Source organism: Pseudomonas syringae (assembly GCF_023278085.1).
GTDB lineage: Bacteria > Pseudomonadota > Gammaproteobacteria > Pseudomonadales > Pseudomonadaceae > Aquipseudomonas > Aquipseudomonas syringae_Q.
Genome location: NZ_CP066265.1, coordinates 4,412,501 through 4,435,082 on the forward strand (window position 1 = coordinate 4,412,501; position 22,582 = coordinate 4,435,082).

Here is a 22,582-nt window from a genome sequence, read left to right on the forward strand (position 1 = left end):
CCTCCCAACTTAAAGTGCTTTACAATCCGAAGACCTTCTTCACACACGCGGCATGGCTGGATCAGGCTTTCGCCCATTGTCCAATATTCCCCACTGCTGCCTCCCGTAGGAGTCTGGACCGTGTCTCAGTTCCAGTGTGACTGATCATCCTCTCAGACCAGTTACGGATCGTCGCCTTGGTGAGCCATTACCTCACCAACTAGCTAATCCGACCTAGGCTCATCTGATAGCGCAAGGCCCGAAGGTCCCCTGCTTTCTCCCGTAGGACGTATGCGGTATTAGCGTCCGTTTCCGAGCGTTATCCCCCACTACCAGGCAGATTCCTAGGCATTACTCACCCGTCCGCCGCTCGCCACCAGGTACAAGTACCCGTGCTGCCGCTCGACTTGCATGTGTTAGGCCTGCCGCCAGCGTTCAATCTGAGCCATGATCAAACTCTTCAGTTCAAACATCTAACTGGGTTTTGAGAAAACCCTAAACTTGGCTCAGCAATCGTTGGTTACATCTTTGATTTCTCGCGGAGTAACTTGGGTTGCTGATAATCTGTTGACTTCAGTCTGACACCACAAGCACCCACACGAATTGCTTGATTCAGTTGTTAAAGAGCGGGTGGTTAAGAGCTTTCGTCTCAACCGAGGCGCGCATTCTACAGCGTCTCTTGTATCTGTCAAGCGGTTATTTTAAGAAGTTTTCAAAGTTTCCTTTGCAACTTCAACCACTTGCGCTTCGATCAACTCGTGAGTTGCTCATCAGCGGGAGGCGAATTCTACAGCGTTACAACCGCGTGTCAAACTCTTTTTTCTCACCGCTGTCGATCACCCCAGACTCGACCTCTTTCCTCGCTGACTCTCCACTCGAAACCTTCGTAAACCATTGATTTACAAGAGTTTTTCGTTTCCGTCTGCGCCGGAAGTGGGGCGAATTATAGACACATCACAGAGGGCGTCAACCGTTATTTTGAACTTTTGCCGATCTGGCCTTGGAAGCACCACCAAGACGCGGGATTCGCCGAGCAATCACTGGAACCCGCAGCAATAGCAACAGCCCACCTAGACCTGCGTACAAGGCCCACTCTTTAAGGTCAGCCCTGACAATCCAGAACATATGCAGCAGGCCCAGCCCCAGAATCACATAGACAAGCCGGTGCAGTTTCTTCCATCGACTACCCAGGCGACGCTGACTGTAGCGATTGGACGTCACCGCCAACACCAGCAAACCCAAAAACGCCAACGCACCTACGATGATGTAAGGACGCTTGACCAGCTCGACGCCCAATTGCCCCCAATCCAGCCCGAGGACAAACAACGCATACATCGTCATGTGCAGCACTACATAAGCAAAGCACCAAAGCCCCAACTGACGACGAACAACAATCCAGCCCGGCCAGCCGCTCAGACGCTGCAACGGCGTCATCGACATTGTGATCAGCAACATGATCAACGTTGCCAGCCCGAAGTTCTCGACAAGCGCTTTGCCCGGATCAGGCCCCAAGGCGAAAATCCACGCCTGATAGAGCCACCACACAGGCGCAACACAAGCCGCAGCGAACACCGCAAAACGAAAAAACGGATAGCGCATCAATAGTCCTTCCGCAAATCCATGCCTGCATACAAGGAGGCAACCTCCTCCTCGTAGCCATTGAACATCTTCGTATCCCGCACGTTAGGACTGAACAGACCGCTCGGCAGACGACGCTCGCGGGCCTGTGTCCAGCGCGGATGGTCGACAGTCGGATTGACGTTGGCATAGAAGCCATACTCATTGGCCGCGATACTCTGCCAGGTCGTCTTCGGCTGCTCACTGACCAGACTGATACGCACGATGGACTTCACACTCTTGAAGCCATACTTCCACGGCACCACGAGACGCAACGGAGCGCCGTTCTGATTCGGCAGCTCGCGCCCGTACATGCCCACTGCAAGAATCGCCAGCGGGTTCATCGCCTCATCAAGCCGCAGCCCTTCTACATAAGGCCAGTCGATCAAGGCGAAGTTGGACCGCTGCCCCGGCATGGATTTGGCGTCCTGCAGCGTCTCAAAGCGAATGTATTTGGCTTTGGATGTCGGCTCTACCTGCTTGAGCAGCTCCGAAATCGGGAACCCCATCCATGGGATGACCATCGACCAGGCCTCCACACAGCGCAACCGGTAGATCCGTTCCTCCAGTTGGTAGGGTTTCATGAAATCTTCCAGTGCATAGCGCCCCGGCTTGCCGACTTCACCATCAATGACCACGCTCCACGGTTCGGTCTGCAACGAACCGGCGTTCTTTGCCGGATCACCCTTGTCCGTGCCGAACTCATAGAAGTTGTTGTAGTGGGTCGCGTCCTTGAACGGCGTGATTGCCTCGTCCTTGACATTGACCGCCTGCCATTTCGTGGATGAAAGCTTGTCGTTGAACCAGCCCGGCGCCTTGCCGGCCTCGACATCCGCATAGCGGGACGCGTCTGCCGCACTGGCCCAGCGCGGCAGAGCTGTGACGGCAAGACCGGCAAGAGAACTGGCGAGCAACGTACGGCGAGAGAGGTAGATGGATTCAGGGGTGACGTCCGACTCTTTTGAGTCGGACGCGGAAGGCAGTTTGATTAGCATGATGACTCCGCAGACTATGGGAACTGATGCACCAATTAGACTACGGAGTATGGTGGAAATCAGATCATTGGCTAGGCCTTGCGGCGACGCAATAGATACTGAATCGGTCCGGACAGGGCGTAAGCGAGGAATATCAGCAGCAGAATACGCGGCGGATCACTGAACACCACGGCAAACACCAGCACCACCGCCAGAATCGCAACAAAAGGTACACGGCCTTTCAGGTCCAGCTCCTTGAAGCTGTTGTACTTGATGTTGCTGACCATCAGCATGCCGGCTGCCGCAACCAGCAGCGCCACGAGAAACGACAGCTTGGAGCCCTGAATCCCGAAATCGCTGAATGCCCAGACCGTTCCGGCCACGACTCCTGCCGCCGCCGGACTGGCCAGACCAATGAAGTAGCGCTTGTCCGCTTTACCGACCTGGGTATTGAAGCGCGCCAGCCGCAATGCAGCGCCCGCTACGTAGATAAAGGCGACCATCCAGCCGACCTTGCCCATGTCGCCCAAAGCCCAGCCAAATGCCAGCAACGCCGGAGCCACGCCGAAAGCGACCATGTCGGACAGCGAATCGTATTCGGCGCCGAATGCGCTTTGTGTGTTGGTCATGCGCGCAACGCGGCCATCCAGCCCGTCAAGGACCATGGCGACAAAGATGGCGATTGCAGCGAATGCGAAATACTTGCTCGCTCCCGCGTAATCACCCGCGCTCATGGCACTTTGTGCGCTCATGGAACTGATGATCGAGTAGAAACCGGCAAACAGATTCGCCGTGGTAAACAGGTTGGGCAGCAGGTAGATACCGCGATGCCGGACCTGACGGCCTTCGGCGTCATGCCCTTCTTCCACGTGTTCATCGATCGGTAGCAGACTTTCAGCGTCAGAGGCCTTGACGGGCTCTTCAGGACGTTCGCTCATGGAGATTACCTTGCAGCGGTATGAAAAGGTTCGACACAGGTCTGCGGCGAGGGTTCGCCAGCAGAACGTTGCAGCTTTATACCAGAGCCTGACCCATAACGAAAAAGCGCGACCCATGGGTCGCGCTTTTTTAAACCAGCTGTAAACCGGCTATAAACCGGAAAAGCTTAGTTCTTGTCTTTGTCGACGATCTTGTTTGCCGCGATCCAAGGCATCATCGAGCGCAGTTTCTCGCCGATGATTTCAATGCCGTGCGCAGCGTTGTTACGACGCTTGGCGGTCATCGAAGGATAGCCGGTAGCGCCTTCAGTGATGAACATCTTCGCGTATTCGCCGTCCTGGATGCGCTTCAGAGCGTTGCGCATGGCCTGACGGGATTCGGCGTTGATGACTTCAGGGCCGGTCACGTACTCGCCGTACTCGGCGTTGTTGGAGATCGAGTAGTTCATGTTGGCGATACCGCCTTCGTACATGAGGTCAACGATCAGCTTCAACTCGTGCAAGCATTCGAAGTACGCCATTTCTGGCGCGTAGCCTGCTTCAACCAGTGTTTCAAAACCGGCTTTGACCAGTTCGACAGTACCGCCGCACAGAACAGCCTGCTCGCCGAACAGGTCGGTTTCGGTCTCGTCCTTGAAGGTGGTTTCGATGATACCGGTACGGCCGCCGCCAACGCCCGACGCGTAGGACAGAGCAACGTTCTTGGCGTTGCCCGAAGCATCCTGATAAACCGCAATCAGGTCAGGAATACCGCCGCCTTTGACGAACTCGGTACGCACAGTGTGGCCTGGAGCCTTCGGCGCGATCATGATCACGTCGAGGTCAGCGCGTGGCACAACCTGATTGTAGTGAATCGCGAAACCGTGGGAGAACGCCAGCGTTGCGCCCTTTTTCAGGTTCGGCTCGACTTCGTTCTTGTACAGCTGGGACTGGAACTCGTCAGGGGTCAGGATCATGACCAGATCGGCAGCAGCAACGGCAGAAGCAACGTCAGTTACTTTCAGGCCATGAGCCTCAGCCTTGGCGACAGTGGCCGAACCTTTGCGCAGGCCGACAGTGACATCAACGCCGGAGTCTTTCAGGTTGCACGCTTGTGCGTGGCCTTGCGAACCGTAACCGATGATGGCGACTTTCTTGCCCTGGATGATCGAAAGGTCACAGTCTTTGTCGTAGAAAACTTTCATGGAAATCCCCTGTTGTCCTGGCCGTTCAGGCCATTTGCTTAATTGATTTAAATGCTCAGTACTTTGTCGCCACGGGCAATACCCGTTACGCCACTGCGTACTGTTTCCAGGATGGCGGCTGTGCCGATGGCCTGAATGAAGCTGTCCAGTTTGTCGCTCGTGCCGCTCAGCTGCACGGTATAGACGCTGGCCGTCACGTCGACGATCTGCCCGCGAAAAATATCCGTGGTGCGCTTGATCTCTGCGCGCTGCGCGCCGGTGGCCTTGACCTTGACCAGCATCAGTTCACGCTCGATGTGAGCGCTCTCCGACAGGTCGACCAGCTTGACCACTTCAATGAGTTTGTTGAGGTTCTTGGTGATCTGCTCGATCACCTCATCGTGACCCACGGTGGTCAGCGTCAGACGCGACAGGGTCGGTTCTTCGGTTGGCGCAACCGTCAGGCTTTCGATGTTGTAGTTACGCTGCGAGAACAGACCGACCACACGAGACAGCGCGCCCGGTTCGTTTTCCAGCAGTAGGGAAATGATATGGCGCATGATTATGTCCGCTCCGTCTTGCTCAACCACATATCGCGCATGGAGCCGTCCTTGATCTGCATCGGATAGACGTGCTCTGCCACATCGACCTGAATGTCGAGGAACACCAGCCGGTCAGTCATGGCAAAGGCTTCTTCCATCTTGGGCTTCAGATCTTTCAAATCAGTGATGCGCATGCCGACGTGGCCGTAGGCTTCGACCAGTTTGACGAAGTCAGGCAACGATTCCATATAGGAGTGCGAGTGACGTGCGCCGTAGCTCATGTCCTGCCACTGACGAACCATGCCCAAAACGCCGTTATTGAGCAGAATGATCTTCACCGGCAGACCATACTGCAGACAGGTCGACAGCTCCTGAATGTTCATCTGGATACTGCCTTCACCGGTTACACAGGCCACGTGCTCGTCCGGGAAGCTCAGCTTGACGCCCATCGCAGCCGGGAAGCCAAAGCCCATGGTGCCCAGACCGCCCGAGTTGATCCAGCGGTTCGGTTTGTTGAAGCGGTAGTACTGCGCCGCGAACATCTGATGCTGGCCTACGTCCGAGGTGACATAAGCGTCGCCCTTGGTGACTTCGCACAGTGTTTCGATCACGGTCTGCGGCTTGATGACAGAGCCATCTCCACGGTTGTACGGGAACAGATCGCCCGTGCCGCGCCACTCGTCAATCTGCTTCCACCAGGCATCGACCGATGCTTTGTCAGGCGTTTCGCCGATCTCTTTCAGGGTGGCAACCATTTCGGTCAGCACGCTTTCGACCGGACCAACGATAGGCACGTCGGCCTTGATGGTCTTGGAGATCGAAGCCGGGTCGATATCGATGTGGATGATCTTGGCATTCGGGCAGAATTTGCTGGCGCCATTGATGACCCGGTCATCGAAACGCGCGCCGACGGCCAGAATCACATCGGTATGGTGCATTGCGAGGTTGGCGGTGTAGCTGCCATGCATCCCGAGCATGCCGACGAACTGACGATCAGTGCCCGGATAGCAACCCAGACCCATCAGGGTATTTGTGACCGGAGCATTCAGCAGTTGCGCCAGTTCGGTCAGTTGCGCCGAAGCATTGCCCATGATCACGCCGCCACCGGCATAGATAATCGGACGCTTGGCCGCCAGGAGCATTTCCACAGCCTTGCGGATCTGGCCGGAATGGCCGCGGACCGCAGGGCTGTAAGAGCGCAGCTTGGCTTTTTTCGGGAAGACGTATTCGAACTTCTCGGCCGGGTTGGTCATGTCTTTCGGAATATCGACAACCACAGGACCAGGACGACCGGACTGCGCCAGGTAGAACGCCTTTTTCAGGATTTCCGGGATTTCCGACGGGTGCTTGATCATGAAGCTGTGCTTCACGATCGGCCGGGAGATACCGATCATGTCGGTCTCCTGGAACGCATCGGTGCCCACCAGTGTGCTCGCTACCTGACCGGACAGAACCACCATCGGAATGGAGTCCATGTACGCCGTGGCGATACCGGTAATAGCGTTGGTTGCACCAGGACCCGACGTCACCAGCACCACGCCTGCCTTGCCGGTCGCGCGCGCGTAACCGTCAGCCATGTGCGTGGCAGCTTGCTCGTGACGAACAAGGATATGGCTCACTGCCGGTTCTTTGAACAGGGCATCGTAGACATGCAGGAGGGCACCACCGGGGTACCCGTAGATGTGCTCAACGCCTTCGTCACGCAAAAAGCGGACGATCATTTCAGCGCCAGATAAAAGCTCCACGTTGTTCACCTCTAAAACGCCAGAATACCGCCCACTAACGGACGGGTCTTTATAGGTTTACTGCCAGCAGAGCATGAGCGACGGTGGTCGCCGACTACGTCAGCACTGACTGAGCAAGTATTGGGATGTCCCTGAGTGTTGCGGAACATTCCCACCCAGCGCGAGGTAACGCGTTGCGGGTGTTACAGGTCGGCGCGGGTGTGCGCCTCATGATCTACCGAGAGGGTCTGCTTCTGGCAGTCCTTCTACAGCGAACTTTGGATTGTTGTGATTCCCCCCCCTCAAGTCAAGTCATCCGTGCGCTTTCTTGGCAGCAAGCCCATGAAATCGCACCATTTCGGACGGAAACGCACTGTTATGGTAGTTTTCAAGAGGCACAGACACCTCAAGGACTCGACATGCGCTGGATGATTCTCGCCGCAGCACTGACCATTGCTACAACCGGCCAGGCCGCTTCCGTTTACAAATGGGTCGACGCCCAGGGCGTGACACACTTTGACGCTCAACCGCCGACTGGCCAGCAGGCGCAGCAAATCAACGTGCAACAACCGCCACCCGCTGCAGCACCCGCCATGCCTGCGGACGATGGGGACGCACGGCAACGCGCCATCGACCAGAAAGTCAAAAGCCAGGTGAAAATGCAGGAAGCCAAACGTGCCGAGAATTGCGACACCTTGCGCACCAATCTCGCGCAACTGCAGAACAATCCACGGGTACGCGAGCAGGTGGGCGGAGAGTCGAGGCGTCTTACGGAGGAGAACCGCAAGACGCGTATCGAAGAAACCGAACGGGCGATCAGTGACTTCTGCCGTTAGCGATCAACGCGCCTCGACAATCAACTGATCGAACCGCGCCAGATGCTGTAGCAGCAGACGGGTTTCACTCAGGCGACCGGCATAGACCATCTCGGCCATGTCTACGATGCCGGATGCATTGGGCAGCGGCAGGTCGCGCTCAAGGATGACTTTCATGCGCGGCAGAAAGATCCATTGCAGCCACTGAGCGAATTCCAGCGTATCGACGCTGAAAGGCTCCTGACTGGAAAGCGCTGCTTCGCCAGGCGGCGTAACATCCCACCAGCCCAGCGCACGCAACTCGCGCTCTATCAGCAGTAACTGCTCGGCAACCTCAGGCAGACGCTGATCCATCAGCGAGCCTTCTGACGAGCCAGCGCAGCACCGGCTGCATCACCCTGCTTCTCACGGGACTGCGCGATCAGCCCCCAAAGGCTGGCCTGAAGGCTGGCACGACCATTGGCGTAAGTCAGACCGCGACGAGCCAGTTGCTCGGCCTGGGCAGCATCGCCCTGGGCCAGACGCACCTGCGCCAGACGATAAAGCACCTGCGGCTCGCGCGGTGCAACACGCTGTGCGCGCTCAAGACTGGAAGATGCGCCATTGAGATCACCGCTGCTCTGCTGTTGCTGTGCAGTGGTCAGCAAGGCCAATACCGGACCGTCCAGTTGCTCGTCTTCGGACAAACCACCGCCGCTTGAAGGAATGCCGCTCGGGGCCGATGCTGCCGGCATGCTGTAGCTGTTATTCGCGGCAGGAGCCTGGCTGATCGGTGCTTGCGTGACCGGAGCCGCATCGACCGGCGGCGTGTTGACGCTGAACGGAGCCTGGCTGGCCGGAGCAGAGAAACTCTGACCCGCATCAGCGCCGCCCCCGCCCGGTACCATCACCACGACGCCCGAATCCTGCGGTACTGCTTGCGGCTGTTGCTGAACAGGCGCGGTGTTGGCCCGATAAGCGCCTTTGTTTGTAGCTGCCACACGCTCGCCGTTGGACACTCTGGAGCTCGAATCCTCGACCGGAATAGAGCCGCGCTCCACGCTGGCACAGCCATTCAGCAAAGCCAGAGCCGTTAAAGCTGGAATCCACCATTTATTCACGTCAAAACCTCGATTGCCTAGTTCAACCAACCCTTGACCCAGTCCATCACCTCAGTCGCAGGTGCTGGAGCGCCGCCGCATGTCGCGCCGGGCTGGGGCTCACTGCCGCGAATATACGGCATCTGCACTGCGTTCGGGCAGCTGGCGTCCGAGCCCTGGCCTGTCTGCGAATCCACCCACGCCTGAACGACGTTGTCCGGCATCGCCATGTCCAGTGGCAGCGGATCGGCCTTGCGCATGAAGCTCGTCCAGACCTGCAAGGCCCCGGTAGCACCGGTGAACGGTGTCTTGCCGTTATCGTCGCGGCCCATCCAGACTACCGCCAGCAGATCCTGACTGAAGCCGGCAAACCAGCTGTCGCGAGAATCGTTACTGGTGCCGGTCTTGCCCGCCAGGTTCAACGAGCTCGGCAACACGTTGTAAACAGATTTGCCTGTCCCCTCGCGCATGACACGCTGCATCGCATTCTGTACCAGATAAATCGCACCTGGATCAAAGCGCTGCTCGATCTTGAACGGATAGCGCTTGAGCGGTTCACCTTCAGCGGTCAGCACGCTGCGAATGCCACGCATCGGCGTATTGAACCCGCCACTGGCGATGGTCTGATACATGGTGGCGACTTCCATCGGACTCAAGCCGCCCGCGCCCAGTAACATCGACGGATAGGCAGGCCACTCGCGGGTCACACCCAGCTTGGCCAGCGTTTTGAAAACGTTTGGAATGCCCAGATCAAGGCCCAGCTTGGCGGTCGACAGGTTGTAGGAGTGCGCCAGCCCCTGATACAGGAAGATATTGCCGTGGGACTTGCGATCGTAATTTTGCGGCTTCCAGATCTGACCGTCGGCACCCTTGACCTGAAACAGCTCATCGGCGATCCAAGTGGTCAGTGTGTACTGGCTCGGGCGCTCCAGCGCCGTCAGATAGATAGCCGGTTTGACCAGCGAGCCAATCGGCCGCACCGCGTCGATCGCCCGGTTGAAGCCCGAGAACCCGGCTTCACGCCCACCGATCAGCGCCTGCACTTCGCCGGTCTCCGGATTGGTGACGACCATGCCCGCCTCTACTTCATCAACACCCTTGCGCCCGGCGAGCTTTTTGAACGTGTCGTCTATGGCGGCCTGGGATTTCATCTGCAGGATCGGATCGAAACTGGTGAAGATCCGCAGACCCTCTTCGGTCAAGTCTTCATCACGATAGTCTTCACGTAACTGACGCTTGACCAGATCAAGAAACGCCGGGAACGAGCTGTCGGCCAACGTGCCGGTTTTGGTCACACCCAGTGGCAGTTTTTTCGCAGCGGCGACCACTTCCGGCGTGGCAACCCCTTGCTGCTCAAATAAGTCGAGCACCAGATTACGACGTTCAAGCGCGCGCTCGGGATTACGACGCGGGTTATAGAAGGACGGCCCTTTGACCAGACCGACCAGCATCGCCACCTGATGAATTTTCAGCTCGGACAGCGGCTGACTGAAGAAATACTGACTGGCCAGGCCGAAACCGTGGACAGCACGCTGGCCGTCCTGACCGACAAATACCTCGTTGAGATACGCTTCGAGGATTTCCTGCTTGCTGTAATGAATCTCCAGCAAGACAGCCATCATGGCTTCGGTCAGTTTGCGGGTCAGGCTGCGCTCGTTGGTCAGGTAGAAGTTCTTGACCAACTGTTGAGTCAGCGTACTGCCGCCCTGGCGCATCTGCCCTTGAGAGGTGTTGACCCAGATAGCCCTAGCGATGGATTTGGGCGACACACCAAAGTGGTGATAGAAGTCCCGGTCCTCGACCGCCACCAGCCCGTCGAGCAGATACGGCGGTGCCTGATCGAGCTTGATCAGGATGCGGTCTTCAAGATTTTTCGGATACAAGCCGCCGATCAGCAAGGGTTCAAGCCGCGCCACTGCAAGCTTGGCGCCATTGCCCGAGGACAGGTCGGCTACGTAGTCACCAGAAAAGCGCACGCGAACCTGCTGCGCTGCGTCAGTGCCTTCGTAGAACTGAAAGCCACGCGTGTTGAGATCGACGGTATTGCCGTTCACCGCTGCGGCGCCGGGCCCGTTCGCCACGCTTTCGCGGCGATAGCCCAAAGCGTCCAGTTCGATGAGAAAGTCATCGCGGCTGAGTTTTTGCCCGACGAACAGCTCCAGCGGCCGTGCATAGACCTTGGCCGGAATGGTCCAGCGCTTGCCGGAAAATTTTTCCTGAACAATGGCATCGAGATAAATCGCCAGGCCGCCCAGCAGAACCAGGCCGACGATACCAAGCTTCAACGCCCAGCCCAGCCACTTGTGCAGGCTGCGGGGAGGTTGCTTTTTGGGGGAACGAGAGGTGCGGGATCGAGTCATGGGCGCGGATTATACGCACTTTGCCAAGGATCGACAGACGCCTGAGTCAGCGGTTTGCAGCCTCGTGCCAAGCGGCCATAATGGCTGCATCCAGCACTTACATTTTGAATACATTCCTGAAGGATCGTCCGTGAGCCAGTCTTTGATTGCAGCCCTGCAGAACCCTGCCCTCTTCCCTCATCCGGTAGAGCATTTCCAGGTCATCGAAACGCACATTTCGTGGGTTCTGCTGACCGGTCATTACGCCTACAAAATCAAAAAACCGATGAACTTCGGCTTTCTGGACTTCACCACACTGGCCCTGCGCGAGCATTTCTGCCGTGAAGAGCTGCGCCTGAATCAGCGCACCACCGACGATCTGTACCTGGAAGTGCTGCCGATTACCGGCTCGCCCGACGCGCCCCAACTGGGCGACGACGGCGACGTTATCGAGTACGCGCTCAAGATGCGCCAGTTTTCCCAGGACGGTTTGCTGAGTACGCTTCAGGCCAACGGCGAACTGACCACCGCCCATGTTGACGAGCTGGCGCTTCAGATCGCTGACTTCCACCTCGACTCGCCACGCGTTACCAGCGAAAGCGAGTTGGGGTCGCCTGACAGCGTCATGGCTCCGGTGATACAGAATTTTGAGCAGATTCGTCCACTAATCAGCGAAAAGTCCGATCTTGATCAGCTTGATGCCCTACAGGCGTGGGCTGAGTCGAGCTTCGCACGACTCAAGCCCCTGTTGACCCAGCGCAAGGCTGACGGCTTCATCCGCGAGTGCCATGGCGATATCCATCTGGGCAACGCAACCGTGATCGACGGCAAGGTCGTGCTGTTTGACTGCATCGAATTCAACGAGCCCTTCCGCAAGACGGATGTCTACGCAGACATCGGCTTTCTGGCAATGGACCTTGAAGACCGGGGCCTGAAATCACTTTCACGGCGTCTGGTCAGCCAATACCTGGAAGTGACCGGCGATTATGAAGGCCTCGAGTTGCTGAACTTCTACAAGGCCTATCGCGCCATGGTTCGTGCCAAGGTTGCGCTGTTCAGCCAGGCACCGGACGCCGATGGATTGCAGCGTGCGGCAACGCTGCGCCAGTATCGCAATTACGCCAATCTGGCCGAAAGCTACAGCGCCATTCCTTCGCCGTTCCTGGCCATCACCCATGGTGTCTCTGCGGTAGGCAAGAGCCACGTGGCCATGCGTCTGGTCGAGTCTCTCGGCGCTGTGCGTCTGCGCTCCGATATCGAACGCAAACGTCTGTTCGCCAGCCAAGGCACAGAGCTGTATGGCGAGCAGTCCAGCATCACCACCTATGCGCGCTTGCATGAGCTGGCTGAAAAAACCCTGCGTGCAGGCTTCTCGGTGGTGATCGACGCCACTTATCTCAAGCATGAGCAGCGTGACGCCGCAGCAAAAGTCGCCGAAATAACCGGTGTGCCGTTCCTGATCATCGACTGCGAAGCGCCACAGGCAGTCATCGCCGGCTGGCTTGCGCAACGTCAGGCACAGAACAACGATCCGTCCGACGCAACTCTGGAAGTTATCAAAGCCCAACAAGCCAGTCGCGAACCCCTCGGTGCAGACGAAATCTTGCGCAGCAAGAAGATTGCGACCCATGTCAGCAGCGACCTGGACAGTCTTATCGATAACCTGCGCCAGCGCCTGCCAGGGCTGTAATACCGACGCATGGCCGTTGAGCAGTTAATGCTTCACGGCCTCAAGCTGATGGCGATATAGTGGCGTCATAATTCCAACGCAACGCAATCAAACCAAGAGGCCGTCATGAGCCAGCCCAAACAGATCGACTCACCGCTTTACATGCTGCTGCGCAAGGAAGATATCGAAGGCTTCAATCAGGAAAAACCGCGAACCGGCACTATCGACATGGTCGGCGGCGATTTCCGTGGGCTGGACCTGCGCTCGCTGGACACCACAGGTATCGACTTCACTGACGCCTACTTCCGCTCTGCCGACCTGCGCGGACTGGATCTGCGCAATACGCCAATGGAAGGTGCAAGCATCGCGCACGCACAGATATCAGGCGTCTTTTTCCCGCCCGAACTGTCCGCCGACGAGATCTTGATGTCCGTCAATTTCGGTACGCGACTGCGCTATCGCATTCGTTGAATCTCCGATCGCTCTAGCCTGCATGCGCCCTGCATGTGGGACCGGTGAGATATTGCCAGTTACCGCTTCATCCCTCATGACGCTGCCGCCTGCGCGGCTCTGTCGATTCTCTGTATCGAAACCCCTGCACCGGCTCGACTGAGGCCCGGCAAAAAAGACCTGTTGACTTACAAATGAGAATAGTTATGATTATCACATCCGGTCGCGAGACTGGACGGTAGCCTGAAAGACCTTGGTTCGGACTTTCAGATTATCTCCTCATCAGGCTAATCACGGTTTTTGACCCGGCTTTTTGCCGGGTCTTTTTTTGCCCGCCTGAAAGCAGCAAACACGTCAGAAACCGCCGCTGTCACCCGCCACTTCCTGCAGCCCCAGTCGCCCCAGCAGGTCATCCAGCAGGCTGGAGCCGCCCAGACGCACGCGCCCGGCATTGACCCACTGCACACCAAACCGTCCGCGAGCCAGCGCGAGGTAAAAGCGTGCCTCGTCGTACGTGCGAATGCCTCCGGCGACTTTGAAACCGACCTGCCCGCCGACATCAGCGATGGACGCCAGCATGATGCGTGCAGCTTGCGGCGTGACGTGGGTGGCGGCCTTGCCCGTGCTGCTCTTGATGAAGTTGGCCCCAGAGGCGATTGCATCGCAGCAGGCGGCGTGGATGGTTTGCGAGTCTCGCAGATCACCGGTTTCAAGGGTCACCGTGAGCGCTACCTGCCCGCCGCACAACGAACTGCACGCTGATATCATATCGATACCGGTTTGCCGATCCCCGCCCAGCAACGCCCGGAACGGATAGGCAACGTCGATCTCGTCAGCGCCAGCGATCAGCGCAGCGCGCACTTCGGAAGCCACCGACTCGATATTGCTGCTGCCGTGCGGGAAGTTGACAACAGCCACTACCTTGATATCGCGCGCCTGCATCCGGTCAAGCGTGGTGCGCGCCAGACATACGAAGCGCGGCTGAACACAAACTGCCGCGACAGGCCCGACGGGCGTCCAGGCCCGCTGGCAGATACCGACAACGCGCTGCTCGGTGTCGTCGATGTTGAGGGCGAAAAGCTCCATCAACCTGATGCCCTGGCGGGCCTGCCACTCGTCATCCGCAGTCATGTGTTCCATGGTGTTCCCGGTTTGAAAGACATGGCAGGACGATATACGGCCTGATAGACCAACAGGTACGGGCAACTCGATCCGGGACATGAACTACATAGATATCGGAGAAGTACTACGCCACTTGTGCTGGGATAACGCCGTGACGCTCTTCAAAGCGGCGGCTTGTGGAAGCTGTCAAACTGAGCGGAGCGTAGTTCAGTAATGGTTGAAAGTCGCCCTCAGGAGGCCCTTTGAGAGTTCTTTGCACCTCCAGTCAGTTGCCCGAAGCACACAGTCGCGGGTTTGAAGTCGGAGAGCACAAGCTGCTGGCGATACGTCGTCAGGGGCAGGTGTTCATCTACCGCAATCGCTGCCCGCATCGCGGCATTGGCCTGGAATGGCAGGCGGACCAATTCCTCGACAGCAGCGCCAGCCTGATCCAGTGCGCCACACATGGTGCGTTGTTTCTGATCGAGAACGGCGAATGTGTTGCCGGGCCGTGCGAAGGTCAGTCTTTGACAGCTATTGGCTGCCGCGAGGATGACCAGGGTATCTGGGTCGAGCTGCCGCAAGATGATGACAGCCATTGAATACCCTTCACGCGCCTAGGGTCTATTCCCGTTTCATCGCGGCCGCGTCGGAGTCTGTTTTGCCGCGAGGCAAGGCAGGAGACACGTGGTTTGGTTGTTCCAAATGAGTGTCGAGTAACGCAGCCTCGCGGCAAAACAGGCCCGACCCTTCGGGTTGCGTGCCAAATCTCGCCATGCGTCGTTGCAGGACTTGAAAAGGGAACAACCATTCTCTACGTCCTGCGCCTAGCCTGGCGAGATTTGGCCCAGCAACGCGGCTCGCACTGAAACGGGAACAGACCCTAGTCCAGCCACTGCACCTGCAACGGTCGGTCAATGTAGACCTGCTCCGGCGTCAGTTGCACGCCATAAGCCAGAATCTGCACACCTGCGTCAACCGCTTCCCGCAATGCAGACGCGTAGGCGGGATCGATTTCCTTCGCCGGACGCACAGCCTCGACGCCGGTCAGGTTGACGCAATACAACAACACGGCACGCACACCTGCACGCGCCAGCGTCGCCAGCTCCCGCAGGTGCCGGGCACCCCGCTGGGTGACCGCATCGGGGAACGCCGCCACCGCAGAATCATCGAACCCCAAGGTGACACTCTTCACTTCCAGGTACAGGTGGCCCTCCGGGTATTCCAGGCGAAAGTCCACCCGGCTTTTTTCCTGCCCGTAGGCCACCTCGCGCTTGAGCGCTGTAAAGCCATTGAGCTCGCTGATGACGCCACCGCGCAGCGCCTCCTCAACGAGCGTATTGGCGCGCCCGGTATTGATGCAGGCCAGACGACCCTGTGGCGTTTCGCTGATTTCCCAAGTGCCCGGCAGCTTGCGTTTGGGGTCATTCGAACGACTGAACCACACGCGCCCGCCAGGCATCATGCAATTGAGCATCGAACCGGTGTTGGGGCAATGAATGGTCAGCCGTTCGCCGCTGTCGGTTTCGATATCAGCCAGAAAGCGCTTGTAACGAATCAGCAGGCGGCCTTGCTCAAGTTCCGGAGTAAAGCGCATCAGGCGTTCCAGCTGCGCAGACCGCGAGCGATGCGCTCAACGGCCTGCTCCAGGCGCGGCAGGCTCTGCGTGTAAGCGAAACGCACATGATGCCCCGCCAGATGGCGGCCGAAGTCCAGCCCAGGGGTGAAGGCCACATGCTCGGTTTCCAGAAAATGCCGACAAAACGCGAAGGCGTCACCGCCAAAGGCAGAAATGTCGGCGTACAGATAAAAAGCACCTTCCGGCTCGACAGCGATGCCAAAACCCAACGTCCGCAAAGCAGGCAGCAGAAAGTCACGACGGCGGCCAAACTCGGCACGACGCTGCTCGAGGATGGCCAGCGTTTGTGGCTCGAAACAGGCCAGCGCGGCATATTGCGCCATGCTCGGTGCGCTGATGTAGAGGTTCTGCGCCAGCTTTTCCAGCTCAGCCACCGCATCGAGCGGCGCAACCAGCCAGCCCAGCCGCCAACCTGTCATGCCGAAATACTTTGAAAAACTATTCAGCACGAAGGCGTCGTTATCCACCTCCAGCACGCTGCCGGCCTCAACGCCATAGGTCAGGCCGTGGTAGATCTCGTCCACCACAAAATGCCCGTTGCGCGCCTTCAGCGCCTGGGACAACGCTGCCAGCTCATCACGCTGCAACAGCGTACCTGTAGGGTTGGCCGGCGATGCGACCAATGCCCCGACGCTATTATGGCTCCAGTGGGCAGCCACTAATTCGGGCGTCAGTTGATAACGCTCCTGCGGCCCGACCGGGACCAGTTGCGCTTCGCCTTCAACCAGACGCAGAAAATGTCGATTGCACGGATAGCCAGGATCGGCCAGCAACCAGTGCTTGCCAGGATCGACCAGCAGACTGCTGGCGAGCAACAACGCCCCTGAACCTCCCGGGGTGACCAGAATTCGCTGCGGATCGATGTCGAGCCCGTAGCGCTGGGCGTAAAAACCGGCGATGGCTTCACGCAGTTGCGGCAGGCCACGGGCTGCGGTGTAGCGGGTCTTGCCGTCAGCCAGCGCCGCCTGCCCCGCCTTGATGATCGGTTCTGCGGTCGTGAAGTCGGGTTCGCCGATTTCCAGGTGGATGACATCATGGCCCGCCGCCTGCAATTCATTCGCCCGCGCCAGCAGCGCCATGACATGGAAAGGTTCGATGGCGCGACTGCGTGCGCTGTAAGGCTGAGCCATGGGTCTTCCTTATAGTGAAGCGGGGGCAAAATATGATTGTCATGACAGCGAGGCATGATTCTACCTGACCACCCGACTGCCACGCCTTTAAAGGCTCGCCTGTGGCGGTATGCGGATGCCGGACAAAAGAAAAGTACGACGATGCCAAGCAGCCAGAGTTCATTTATAGACGGGGTTGTTTAGCAAGGGCCAGCTGTGTAGGCCCATTGCGCCATCATGCTCGACAACCGGGAGTAGCGCACTCCGATTTGATCTGGTAAGTTCGCCCGCTTGCAGTTGCAGGGCCGACCGGTGTCGGTGATGGAACAATCCTGCACAACGGATTAGAAGAGTGAGAGGCGGTCCAGACATGCCCACCCAAGAGAACCAACAAAGCAAGCCAATCAGCGGCTTTGAACCCTACGTGCAAACGAAGGGCGAAGAGTACATGGGCGAGTCCATGCGCTTGCATTTCACCAAGATCCTGAACAAATGGAAGCAGGACTTGATGAAAGAGGTCGACCGCACGGTTGACCACATGAAGGACGAAGCTGCAAATTTCCCTGATCCGGCCGACCGTGCCAGCCAGGAAGAGGAGTTCAGCCTTGAGCTTCGTGCCCGTGATCGTGAGCGCAAATTGATCAAGAAGATCGACAAGACGCTGCAACTGATCAAGGACGAGGAATATGGCTGGTGTGAATCGTGCGGCGTAGAGATCGGTATCCGCCGCCTTGAGGCACGCCCGACGGCTGACCAGTGCGTCGACTGCAAGACGCTTGCAGAAATCAAGGAAAAACAGGTCGGCAAATGACCTGAGGCTGGCCTTGAACTGAAAAAAGACGCTTCGGCGTCTTTTTTTGTGCCTGCCCGAATCACGACGATAGTCCAAGTACCCTATTTCCGGAGGCTGTACCGGCCTCTTATTGATCGTGCCAATGCTCCGCGTTGGCACGCCTTTCGTGACGCTCCGCGTCACACACATCAGCAGTCTGGCGCGGTATCAAGCGCAGCGGAGTCTCAGGCTTTAGTGCTGCCTTTACCTCGGGCCGGGTTGAGTGATGCGCCATGGCTGCAATGTGACGCAGAGCGTCACGAAATGCATTACCACGCGGAGCGTGGGAACGAGAGGTGTCTGGGCGCGAGCGTGGGAACGAGAAGAATTAACGCGTTATTTCCGGAGGCTGTACCGGCCTCTTCGCGAGCAAGCTCGCTCCCACGGCCTGCGGCCAGAATCAAAAGCGGATTTGTGTATGACGCTGAGCCCTGCGCGTAATACTGCGTTTCGCTTGCTCGCTCACGCTCGCCCCCCTTAACATCCCGGCCATGAAAAAACCGGCCTATATCGGGCGCTTTGCGCCGACTCCCAGTGGTTATCTGCATTTCGGCTCGCTGGTCGCAGCGCTCGCGTCGTATCTGGATGCGCGGGCGGTGGGTGGGCAGTGGTTGTTGCGCATGGAAGATCTCGACCCGCCTCGCGAAGTGCCGGGTGCACAAACCGCGATTCTCGACACCCTGGAGCGTTATGGTTTCGAATGGGACGGCGAGATGGTTCGCCAGAGCGAGCGTCATGATGCCTATGCTGAAATCATCCAGCGCTGGTTCAACCATGGCCTGGCGTACGCGTGCACCTGCTCGCGCAAGCAGCTTGAGTCGTTTCAGGGTATCTACCCGGGGTTCTGTCGCGATGCCGGACACGCACCGGACAATGCAGCCATCCGCATTCGCGTACCCGAGCTGGAATACCGTTTCGAAGACCGGGTGCAGGGTACGTTTCGCATGCATCTGGGTCGTGAGAGTGGCGATTTTGTGATTCGCAGGCGTGACGGGCTTTACGCCTATCAGCTCGCGGTAGTCATTGATGACGCCTGGCAAGGCATCACCGACATCGTGCGCGGCGCCGATCTGCTGGACTCGACACCTCGGCATCTGTATTTGCAGGAACTGTTGGGCCTGCCTCAGCCGCGCTACCTGCATGTACCGTTGATCACCCAGCCCGACGGCCACAAACTCGGCAAATCCTATCGTTCCCCGCCGCTGCCGGCTGATCAGGCGACACCGCTGTTGCTGCGGGCCCTGCGCGCGCTGGGCCAGCCCGTCGAGGCGCACATGGCCGAGGGCACAGCGCAGGAAGTGCTGGCCTGGGGTATCGAGCACTGGAACGCCGACCTGATCCCCAGGCTGCGCACGATTGAAGAAGCCCGGATAGACTGATCCAGAGCGGTCGCCGAAAACTGCGACTTATGGATGCTTGCAGGTTATCGGGCATCCGTTAACATGCCGCTCCTCATCTACCAGCGCAGGGAGACCAGATGTACATATACCGGTTGGTTTTGCTTCTGGTGGTAGGCATCTACCTGTTCTCCCCGGCCATCATGGACTGGTGGATCGACGCAACCGGCGCCTGGTATCGGCCGTACATGCTGTGGCTGATTCTGATCGTGGTGACGTTCATTCTGCAGAGCCAGCGAGATGCCGATGAGCTTTAGCCTGACGCAGATGCTGCTGGTCAGCGCCGCCTACCTGCTGCTGCTGTTCGGGGTGGCCTGGGTCAGCGAGCGCGGCCTGATTCCGCGCTGGATCATTCGCCATCCTCTGACCTACACCCTTTCACTCGGCGTGTACGCCAGTGCCTGGGCGTTTTACGGCACGGTCGGGCTGGCCTACAAATACGGCTATGGCTTTCTGTCCAGCTACCTCGGCGTTTCCGGGGCCTTCCTGCTGGCGCCGGTGCTGCTTTACCCGATCCTCAAGATCACCCGCACTTACCAACTGTCATCGCTGGCTGACCTGTTCGCCTTCCGTTTCCGTAGCACCTGGGCCGGCGCGCTGACCACCATCTTCATGCTGATCGGCGTGTTGCCGTTACTGGCCTTGCAGATTCAGGCCGTGGCCGACTCCATCAGCATCCTGACCCGTGAACCGGTGCAGGACCGGGTCGCCATTGCCTTCTGCGCATTGATCACCCTGTTCACGATTTTCTTCGGCTCGCGGCACATCGCGACCCGCGAGAAGCATGAAGGGCTGGTGTTCGCCATTGCATTCGAGTCGCTGATCAAGCTGATCGCGCTGGGTGGTGTTGGCCTCTATGCCTTGTATGGCGTGTTCGACGGCCCGCAACAGCTCGAATTGTGGCTGCTGCAGAATCAAACCGCCCTCGCCTCGCTGCACACGCCCTTGCAGGAAGGGCCCTGGCGCACCCTGCTGCTGGTGTTCTTCGCCTCGGCCATCGTCATGCCGCACATGTATCACATGACCTTCACGGAAAACCTCAATCCGCGCTCGCTGGTCAGCGCCAGTTGGGGGCTGCCGCTGTTTTTACTGTTGATCAGCCTGGCCGTGCCGCTGATTTTGTGGGCCGGGCTCAAGCTCGGCGCCACCACCAGCCCGGAATATTTCACCCTCGGAATCGGCATCGCCGCCAACAGCAAATCGCTGGCCCTGCTTGCCTACATCGGAGGCCTCTCGGCAGCCAGCGGGCTGATTATCGTCACCACCCTGGCGCTGTCCGGCATGGCGCTCAACCATCTGGTGCTGCCGCTTTACCAGCCACCGGCCGAAGGCAATATCTATCGCTGGCTGAAATGGACCCGGCGCGGGCTGATCGTGGCGATCATCGCCTTGGGCTACGCCTTCTATCTGATGCTGGGTGCCCAACAGGACCTGGCCAACCTGGGCATTGTCGCTTTCGTCGCGACCCTGCAATTTCTACCCGGCGTACTGTCGGTGCTGTACTGGCCGACCGCCAACCGGCGCGGTTTCATCGCTGGCTTGCTGGCCGGGATTTCCGTCTGGGTGGTCAGCATGCTGCTGCCGCTGATCGGCAACCTGCAGGGCTTTTATATTCCCTGGCTGAACATGATCTACGTGCTGGACGACACCAGCTGGCACATGGCAGCGATTGCTTCGCTGGCCGCCAACGTGTTGCTGTTCACCCTGATTTCGCTGTTCACCAACGCCAGTCCGGAAGAAGTCAGTGCCGCCGAAGCCTGCGCCGTTGATAACGTGAGCCGCCCGCAACGCCGCGAACTGCATGCGGTGTCACCGCAGGAGTTCGCCACGCAACTGGCCAAGCCTCTGGGCGCGAAAGCCGCGCAGAAAGAAGTCGAACAGGCGTTGCGTGACCTTTACCTGCCCTTCGACGAGCGCCGTCCTTACGCGCTGCGCCGCCTGCGCGACCGGATCGAAGCCAACCTGTCGGGCTTGATGGGCCCCAGTGTTGCGCAGGACATGGTGGAAACCTTCCTGCCCTATAAGTCAGGCAGCGAAAAATACGTCACCGAAGACATTCACTTCATCGAAAGCCGGCTTGAGGACTACCACTCGCGCCTGACCGGGCTTGCCGCCGAACTCGATGCCCTGCGCCGCTACCATCGCCAGACGCTGCAGGAACTGCCCATGGGCGTCTGTTCACTGGCCGAAGATCAGGAAATCCTGATGTGGAACCGGGCGATGGAAGAGCTCACCGGAATTGTTGCGCAACGTGTCGTCGGCTCGCGACTGGACACCATCGCCGAGCCATGGAAAGGGTTGCTGACCGGCTTCACCAGCGTGCCGGACGAGCATTTGCACAAACAGAAACTCGGCCTGGACGGGCAGACCCGCTGGCTCAACCTGCACAAGGCGGCCATCAACGAACCGCTCGCACCCGGTAACAGCGGGCTGGTGGTGCTGGTCGAAGACCTGACCGATACCCAGATGCTTGAAGACAAACTGGTGCATTCGGAACGACTGGCCAGTATCGGACGACTGGCGGCCGGCGTGGCGCATGAGATTGGCAACCCGATCACCGGCATCGCCTGCCTGGCGCAGAACCTGCGTGAAGAACGCGAAGAAGACGGCGAACTGAAGGAAATCAGCAGCCAGATCCTCGAACAGACCAAGCGCGTATCGCGGATTGTCCAGTCGCTGATGAGCTTCGCCCACGCGGGCGCTCATCAGCACAGCGACGAGGCCGTCTGTCTGGCCGAAGTGGCCCAGGATGCTATTGGTCTGCTGGCGCTGAACCGGCGCAATTTCGAAGTACACTTCTACAACCTGTGCAACCCCGAACACTGGGCCGTCGGTGATCCGCAGCGCCTGGCGCAGGTCCTGATCAACCTGCTCTCCAACGCCCGCGACGCGTCCCCTGCGGGCAGCGCAGTCAGGGTCAAGAGCGAAGTATCCGAGCACACTGTCGACCTCATCGTCGAAGACGAAGGCAGTGGGATTTCAAAGGCAATCATGGACCGTTTGTTCGAGCCATTCTTTACCACCAAAGAGCCTGGCGAAGGAACCGGACTTGGCCTTGCGCTGGTCTATTCCATCGTTGAAGAGCATTATGGACAGATCACTATCGACAGCCCGGCCGACCCCGAGCAACAGCGTGGTACTCGAATTCGGGTGACCTTGCCACGCCATGTCGACGCGACGTCCACCGCGAACTGAGACCGTCGAGAGAACTGAAT

At 58.5% G+C, this 22,582-nt stretch carries 20 protein-coding genes and 1 rRNA gene (1 of these 21 only partly in view); 8 read left to right on the plus strand and 13 right to left on the minus strand.

Annotated features, from left to right (window positions below; genetic code table 11):
- The 7 genes from I9H07_RS19680 to I9H07_RS19710 all read right to left on the minus strand — a co-directional run.
- Positions 1 to 446 (minus strand): 16S ribosomal RNA (locus I9H07_RS19680) (it extends 1,093 nt beyond the left edge of the window).
- A 499-nt stretch (positions 447 to 945) separates the two neighbouring features.
- Entirely contained in the window at positions 946 to 1,578 is a 633-nt protein-coding gene (gene msrQ, locus I9H07_RS19685) for a protein-methionine-sulfoxide reductase heme-binding subunit MsrQ (protein WP_058391500.1), read from the minus strand.
- Positions 1,578 to 2,591 (minus strand): protein-methionine-sulfoxide reductase catalytic subunit MsrP, encoded by a 1,014-nt coding sequence (msrP, locus tag I9H07_RS19690; protein ID WP_236424005.1) that lies wholly within the window; start codon positions 2,589 to 2,591, stop codon positions 1,578 to 1,580. The genes msrQ and msrP overlap by 1 nt, the downstream gene beginning before the upstream one ends.
- Positions 2,592 to 2,662: 71 nt before the next feature.
- Entirely contained in the window at positions 2,663 to 3,508 is an 846-nt protein-coding gene (pssA, locus tag I9H07_RS19695; protein WP_024673714.1) for a CDP-diacylglycerol--serine O-phosphatidyltransferase, read from the minus strand.
- Between the two features lie 167 nt (positions 3,509 to 3,675).
- Complete coding sequence (gene ilvC / locus I9H07_RS19700) at positions 3,676 to 4,692, minus strand: ketol-acid reductoisomerase (RefSeq protein WP_024675773.1); 1,017 nt, start codon at positions 4,690 to 4,692, stop codon at positions 3,676 to 3,678.
- 47 nt (positions 4,693 to 4,739) lie between these two features.
- Positions 4,740 to 5,231, minus strand: coding sequence for an acetolactate synthase small subunit (gene ilvN, locus I9H07_RS19705; RefSeq protein ID WP_236424003.1), 492 nt, complete (start codon positions 5,229 to 5,231; stop codon positions 4,740 to 4,742).
- Between the two features lie 2 nt (positions 5,232 to 5,233).
- Positions 5,234 to 6,958: an acetolactate synthase 3 large subunit gene (locus tag I9H07_RS19710; RefSeq protein WP_024675772.1), complete on the minus strand. Its 1,725-nt coding sequence runs from the start codon at positions 6,956 to 6,958 to the stop codon at positions 5,234 to 5,236.
- Between the two features lie 398 nt (positions 6,959 to 7,356).
- Between I9H07_RS19710 and I9H07_RS19715 the strand changes: the two genes are divergently transcribed.
- A complete protein-coding gene (locus I9H07_RS19715) occupies positions 7,357 to 7,773 on the plus strand; it encodes a DUF4124 domain-containing protein (RefSeq protein ID WP_024675771.1) in 417 nt (138 codons plus the stop codon).
- A 3-nt stretch (positions 7,774 to 7,776) separates the two neighbouring features.
- On the opposite strand, the gene I9H07_RS19720 is transcribed toward I9H07_RS19715, so the two are convergent.
- The 3 genes from I9H07_RS19720 to mrcB are packed head-to-tail and all read right to left on the minus strand — an operon-like array spanning position 7,777 to position 11,191.
- A complete protein-coding gene (locus tag I9H07_RS19720; protein ID WP_024675770.1) occupies positions 7,777 to 8,106 on the minus strand; it encodes a YqcC family protein in 330 nt (109 codons plus the stop codon).
- Entirely contained in the window at positions 8,106 to 8,852 is a 747-nt protein-coding gene (locus I9H07_RS19725) for a tetratricopeptide repeat protein (protein ID WP_080266720.1), read from the minus strand. Before I9H07_RS19725 ends, I9H07_RS19720 begins: the two co-directional genes overlap by 1 nt.
- A gap of 17 nt (positions 8,853 to 8,869) precedes the next feature.
- Complete coding sequence (gene mrcB / locus I9H07_RS19730) at positions 8,870 to 11,191, minus strand: penicillin-binding protein 1B (protein WP_024675768.1); 2,322 nt, start codon at positions 11,189 to 11,191, stop codon at positions 8,870 to 8,872.
- Positions 11,192 to 11,321: 130 nt separating this feature from the next.
- Here mrcB and I9H07_RS19735 point away from each other — a divergent pair, with 130 nt between their 5' ends.
- Positions 11,322 to 12,860 carry a bifunctional aminoglycoside phosphotransferase/ATP-binding protein gene (locus I9H07_RS19735; protein WP_236424001.1) on the plus strand — a complete coding sequence of 513 codons (1,539 nt, stop codon included), beginning with the start codon at positions 11,322 to 11,324 and terminating at the stop codon, positions 12,858 to 12,860.
- A 105-nt stretch (positions 12,861 to 12,965) separates the two neighbouring features.
- Entirely contained in the window at positions 12,966 to 13,310 is a 345-nt protein-coding gene (locus I9H07_RS19740) for a pentapeptide repeat-containing protein (RefSeq protein ID WP_024675766.1), read from the plus strand.
- A gap of 333 nt (positions 13,311 to 13,643) precedes the next feature.
- On the opposite strand, the gene deoC is transcribed toward I9H07_RS19740, so the two are convergent.
- Complete coding sequence (gene deoC / locus I9H07_RS19745; RefSeq protein ID WP_236424000.1) at positions 13,644 to 14,429, minus strand: deoxyribose-phosphate aldolase; 786 nt, start codon at positions 14,427 to 14,429, stop codon at positions 13,644 to 13,646.
- A 224-nt stretch (positions 14,430 to 14,653) separates the two neighbouring features.
- Between deoC and I9H07_RS19750 the strand changes: the two genes are divergently transcribed.
- Positions 14,654 to 14,992 (plus strand): Rieske (2Fe-2S) protein, encoded by a 339-nt coding sequence (locus I9H07_RS19750; RefSeq protein ID WP_236423998.1) that lies wholly within the window; start codon positions 14,654 to 14,656, stop codon positions 14,990 to 14,992.
- Positions 14,993 to 15,273: 281 nt separating this feature from the next.
- Here the strand turns inward: I9H07_RS19750 and sfsA are convergent, their stop codons facing one another.
- Both sfsA and I9H07_RS19760 read right to left on the minus strand, forming a co-directional pair.
- Positions 15,274 to 15,987, minus strand: a complete 714-nt coding sequence (sfsA, locus tag I9H07_RS19755; RefSeq protein WP_058825116.1) for a DNA/RNA nuclease SfsA — start codon at positions 15,985 to 15,987, stop codon at positions 15,274 to 15,276.
- The gene (locus I9H07_RS19760; protein WP_236423997.1) at positions 15,987 to 17,159 is read right to left on the minus strand and encodes a pyridoxal phosphate-dependent aminotransferase; all 1,173 of its coding nucleotides are present in this window, start codon (positions 17,157 to 17,159) and stop codon (positions 15,987 to 15,989) included. The genes sfsA and I9H07_RS19760 overlap by 1 nt, the downstream gene beginning before the upstream one ends.
- Before the next feature lie 349 nt (positions 17,160 to 17,508).
- Between I9H07_RS19760 and dksA the strand changes: the two genes are divergently transcribed.
- The 4 genes from dksA to I9H07_RS19780 all read left to right on the plus strand — a co-directional run bounded on the left by dksA (position 17,509) and on the right by I9H07_RS19780 (position 22,562).
- Positions 17,509 to 17,949, plus strand: coding sequence for an RNA polymerase-binding protein DksA (gene dksA / locus I9H07_RS19765; RefSeq protein WP_024646908.1), 441 nt, complete (start codon positions 17,509 to 17,511; stop codon positions 17,947 to 17,949).
- A gap of 512 nt (positions 17,950 to 18,461) precedes the next feature.
- Positions 18,462 to 19,349, plus strand: a complete 888-nt coding sequence (gene gluQRS, locus I9H07_RS19770; protein WP_058824637.1) for a tRNA glutamyl-Q(34) synthetase GluQRS — start codon at positions 18,462 to 18,464, stop codon at positions 19,347 to 19,349.
- A 98-nt stretch (positions 19,350 to 19,447) separates the two neighbouring features.
- Complete coding sequence (locus I9H07_RS19775) at positions 19,448 to 19,624, plus strand: hypothetical protein (RefSeq protein WP_002552060.1); 177 nt, start codon at positions 19,448 to 19,450, stop codon at positions 19,622 to 19,624.
- Positions 19,608 to 22,562 carry a sensor histidine kinase gene (locus tag I9H07_RS19780; RefSeq protein ID WP_024646910.1) on the plus strand — a complete coding sequence of 985 codons (2,955 nt, stop codon included), beginning with the start codon at positions 19,608 to 19,610 and terminating at the stop codon, positions 22,560 to 22,562. Before I9H07_RS19775 ends, I9H07_RS19780 begins: the two co-directional genes overlap by 17 nt.
- The last annotated feature ends 20 nt before the right edge of the window (positions 22,563 to 22,582 follow it).

Bases quoted from the DNA above. Each gene is read 5' to 3' on its own strand.
- pssA (WP_024673714.1), bottom strand. From the start codon at position 3,508: ATGAGCGAACGTCCTGAAGAGCCCGTCAAGGCCTCTGACGCTGAAAGT.
- I9H07_RS19760 (WP_236423997.1), bottom strand. From the start codon at position 17,159: ATGGCTCAGCCTTACAGCGCACGCAGTCGCGCCATCGAACCTTTCCAT.
- I9H07_RS19740 (WP_024675766.1), top strand. From the start codon at position 12,966: ATGAGCCAGCCCAAACAGATCGACTCACCGCTTTACATGCTGCTGCGC.
- msrP (WP_236424005.1), bottom strand. From the start codon at position 2,591: ATGCTAATCAAACTGCCTTCCGCGTCCGACTCAAAAGAGTCGGACGTC.
- ilvN (WP_236424003.1), bottom strand. From the start codon at position 5,231: ATGCGCCATATCATTTCCCTACTGCTGGAAAACGAACCGGGCGCGCTG.
- msrQ (WP_058391500.1), bottom strand. From the start codon at position 1,578: ATGCGCTATCCGTTTTTTCGTTTTGCGGTGTTCGCTGCGGCTTGTGTT.
- I9H07_RS19780 (WP_024646910.1), top strand. From the start codon at position 19,608: ATGCCGATGAGCTTTAGCCTGACGCAGATGCTGCTGGTCAGCGCCGCC.
- mrcB (WP_024675768.1), bottom strand. From the start codon at position 11,191: ATGACTCGATCCCGCACCTCTCGTTCCCCCAAAAAGCAACCTCCCCGC.
- I9H07_RS19715 (WP_024675771.1), top strand. From the start codon at position 7,357: ATGCGCTGGATGATTCTCGCCGCAGCACTGACCATTGCTACAACCGGC.
- ilvC (WP_024675773.1), bottom strand. From the start codon at position 4,692: ATGAAAGTTTTCTACGACAAAGACTGTGACCTTTCGATCATCCAGGGC.
- deoC (WP_236424000.1), bottom strand. From the start codon at position 14,429: ATGGAACACATGACTGCGGATGACGAGTGGCAGGCCCGCCAGGGCATC.
- sfsA (WP_058825116.1), bottom strand. From the start codon at position 15,987: ATGCGCTTTACTCCGGAACTTGAGCAAGGCCGCCTGCTGATTCGTTAC.
- I9H07_RS19775 (WP_002552060.1), top strand. From the start codon at position 19,448: ATGTACATATACCGGTTGGTTTTGCTTCTGGTGGTAGGCATCTACCTG.
- gluQRS (WP_058824637.1), top strand. From the start codon at position 18,462: ATGAAAAAACCGGCCTATATCGGGCGCTTTGCGCCGACTCCCAGTGGT.
- I9H07_RS19720 (WP_024675770.1), bottom strand. From the start codon at position 8,106: ATGGATCAGCGTCTGCCTGAGGTTGCCGAGCAGTTACTGCTGATAGAG.
- dksA (WP_024646908.1), top strand. From the start codon at position 17,509: ATGCCCACCCAAGAGAACCAACAAAGCAAGCCAATCAGCGGCTTTGAA.